General features: G+C 35.3%; 2 protein-coding genes. Both read right to left on the bottom strand.

What is annotated here, in order from left to right; translation table 11 throughout:
* Positions 1 to 241: 241 nt before the first annotated feature.
* Entirely contained in the window at positions 242 to 1,153 is a 912-nt protein-coding gene (locus BN338_RS04245; RefSeq protein ID WP_039759356.1) for a DMT family transporter, read from the bottom strand.
* 32 nt (positions 1,154 to 1,185) lie between these two features.
* Positions 1,186 to 2,091, bottom strand: coding sequence for an acetylglutamate kinase (gene argB, locus BN338_RS04250; RefSeq protein WP_012230379.1), 906 nt, complete (start codon positions 2,089 to 2,091; stop codon positions 1,186 to 1,188).
* Between the last annotated feature and the right edge of the window lie 1,118 nt (positions 2,092 to 3,209).

The following is a 3,209-nucleotide window of genomic DNA, read 5'->3' on the forward strand; positions in this document are numbered from 1 at the left end:
TTTTTGAAAGTTGTAAAACCAAATTTAAAAATAACAATAAAGATGAGGGCTGGTTTTTATTTACCCCTTCATATTTTAATCCCATGAAACTTATCTGCTCATTTCAGAGATTAGACAAATAAATACTCTTGCTCCGATTTGGCATACAAAAGCAGAAACAGCTTATAAAGCCTCAAAAATGAAAACTCTGCAAGAAAGAAACGCATGCACTAAAATCGTTATAAGAAAGATGCATAGCTAATCAATTTTTTTGAATTGCTTTATTTTTTTTACGCCATTGTGAAGGTTGTAGTTCAGCAACAATGATCCCAATCAGAATAAACAAACCACCCAATAAAGCTAAAGGAGATAAATGCTCTCCAGCCAAACGCCCTACAATACCAGCCCATACTGACTCACCCGCGTAAATGAGTGTTGCACGCGTAGGAGAAATAGACTTTTGTGCCCAATTCATAGCCAATTGAATAATAGCACTCATTAATGCCAATCCCATACCAATACTAAACCATACCCACGAAAATTCAGGAATGCTTTCACCCATCAAAGGCATACAAACAAATGAAAAAAAACCACTAAAGAATAACTGAATAACGGTCACACGCCGACTATCAACCTTGTTGGCAAAAATTCCGATGAGTATGACTTCTCCAGCAATCGCTAAAGCGCCCAACAAAGTCAAAATTTCACCTTTTGAAAAATCAAAACTTCCCGGCTTTTGTCCTGAAACAAGGACAAGCCCAATAAAAGCGAAAATAATACCAACCCAACAGGCAAAACGGGGAGGTTTTTTGAAAACAATCCATTGCAAGATTGGAACCATCGGAACATAAAGCGCTGTGATAAAAGCCGACTGACTACTAATAATCGTTTGCAGTCCAGCTGCTTGAAAAGCATAACCCAAAAACATGGATAAACCAATGGCCATCCCAGCAAAAACTTCATAAACAGTTATACCTTTTATAGAGCGCCCAAAAATTGCTCCACATATAAGGGATGCAACAATAAAACGAAATCCAACAAAAAATAGAGGACCGCTATAGCGTACCGCAATGTGAATGACTAAAAACGTAATACCCCACAATATTGTTGCAGCAAATATTGCCAATTCTGGTTTACTTAATAAAGGATATTTAAACTGTTTTATATTCGTCATGAAAGGCCTTCTCCTCCAATTTTCCGTACAATTTACGAAACAATAAGCGTTCCAACTCCCTGTTCGGTAAACAGTTCTAGTAAAACAGAATGAGGGGTTTTTCCATTTAAAATGACAACACCTTCCACACCATTTTGAAGGGCTTTCACACAAGTCTCTACTTTTGGAATCATGCCTCCTGAAATTGTTCCATTTTTGATAAGTTTCTCAGCTTCAGAAACTGTTAATTCTTTTAAAAGTTTACCCTGTTTATCCAAAACACCAGGAACATCAGTGAGAAATAAAAGACGTTTTGCCTCTAATGCCCCCGCAATAGCTCCAGCAAAAATATCAGCATTAATATTATAAGTTTTACCATCCCGACCTGGAGCCACAGGAGCAAGAACTGGTATCATTTCAGAACAGGCTAAAAGATCCAGCAATGTGCGATCAACTTCAATAGGTTCACCAACAAACCCTAAATCTAAAACACGTTCAATATGCGAATCAGGATCAATGACAGTTCTATAAGCCTTTTCGGCAAAAACCATATTGCCATCCTTGCCGCACAACCCTATTGCCCATTCACCCTCAGCATTGATGAGAGCAACTATTTCCTTATTGATGGAACCCGCTAAAACCATTTCAACTACTTCAACGATCCGCTCATCAGTTACCCGTAAACCGTTTTCAAATCGTGATTCAATTCCCATTTTCATTAAAATTTCAGCAATTTGAGGCCCACCACCATGAACAACAACAGGATTAATCCCCGATTGCTTTAAAAGAGCAATATCACGCGCAAATGCTCGCCCCAAAGCAGGATCACCCATAGCATGACCGCCATATTTTACTACAACCGTTTCATTTTCATATTTTTGCATATAAGGTAAAGCAGACGATAAAAATGCTGCTTGTTTTTCCAAAACATCTACAGCACTGTTTTTAGCATCATCCATTAATAGAGCCTCCTCATCACTTTTTACTATCTCTTAGTGAAATTTAGGAAAAGTGAAAACAATAAAACAAAACTTTACTCTATTCACCCCCCCCTGAAAATCGTCAATCTACCTTCAAATTACGAAAAAGTCATAACGAGATGAAACAAGAAAACAACTTCCTTTAAAAATTAACAGCGAAAAGTTAAATAAAATAAGCGCAAAAAACGTCGGTATTTTTATGATCTTATGTATAAAATCGAAAAGAAGAATTTTTAAGCCCCACTGTACATTCAACGCATTCGTTTACCCTTATGGATATTTAACAATGAATAGGAATATATGAAACCATTGATCTTGTAAGATAAAAATAAAATTTCTTTACAGTAATAAGATTGATATATCACCGACATAGTAATCGTTCAATTGCTTTATTTATATCTTCTCTAAAATTGAACATTCAAAACTATCAATTAAATGATTTACGCAAATGCATGTTATGGAGAATGATAATAAACTGACTTATAATAGTTATTTATCTTTTTATATCGTAAATAAGAGATTTGAACATAAGAACAGTTTGTCATTTTAACTCCCAAACTTCAGCTCAATAAAAACCATTGGTTTTCACATTAAAATTGAAAGTAGCGTATAAACACCATATAAAGCTTACAATACAATTGATTTATAATCATAAATAGCGTTATCCGAATAGAATGGCCCATATTTTAGCGGAGGCAGCGATTAAGACTATGAAAATACTGTCTCTATACAATTGGTAATGAGGGGGTATATTATTAGGAAAAGATGGATTGTGCCCAACAGCTTCTTTAGCTTTACGTGGTAAGACATTGCCATTTTACAGTTTTATTATGAGAGATTTTGAGTGAAAAAATCATAAAAAGAAAGATAAACACAAAATTCTGAATGCTTGGCTTCTTACTTTCCTTTAAAGGAGAGGATACTTTAGAGATTTCGTCTGTAAATAATCTGAATTTTTACTGGTTTGGTTTCACCTAATAATCGTTCATGTAGTTTACTCACGTAAGACTCTACGAACAAGCCTAATAACCACACACACTTCTAAAAATACTTCATCTGTAGAAGCCAACTTATATACCTTGTATCACCGCCCTAAA

It is taken from the genome of Bartonella queenslandensis AUST/NH15 (genome assembly GCF_000312585.1).
GTDB lineage: Bacteria > Pseudomonadota > Alphaproteobacteria > Rhizobiales > Rhizobiaceae > Bartonella > Bartonella queenslandensis_A.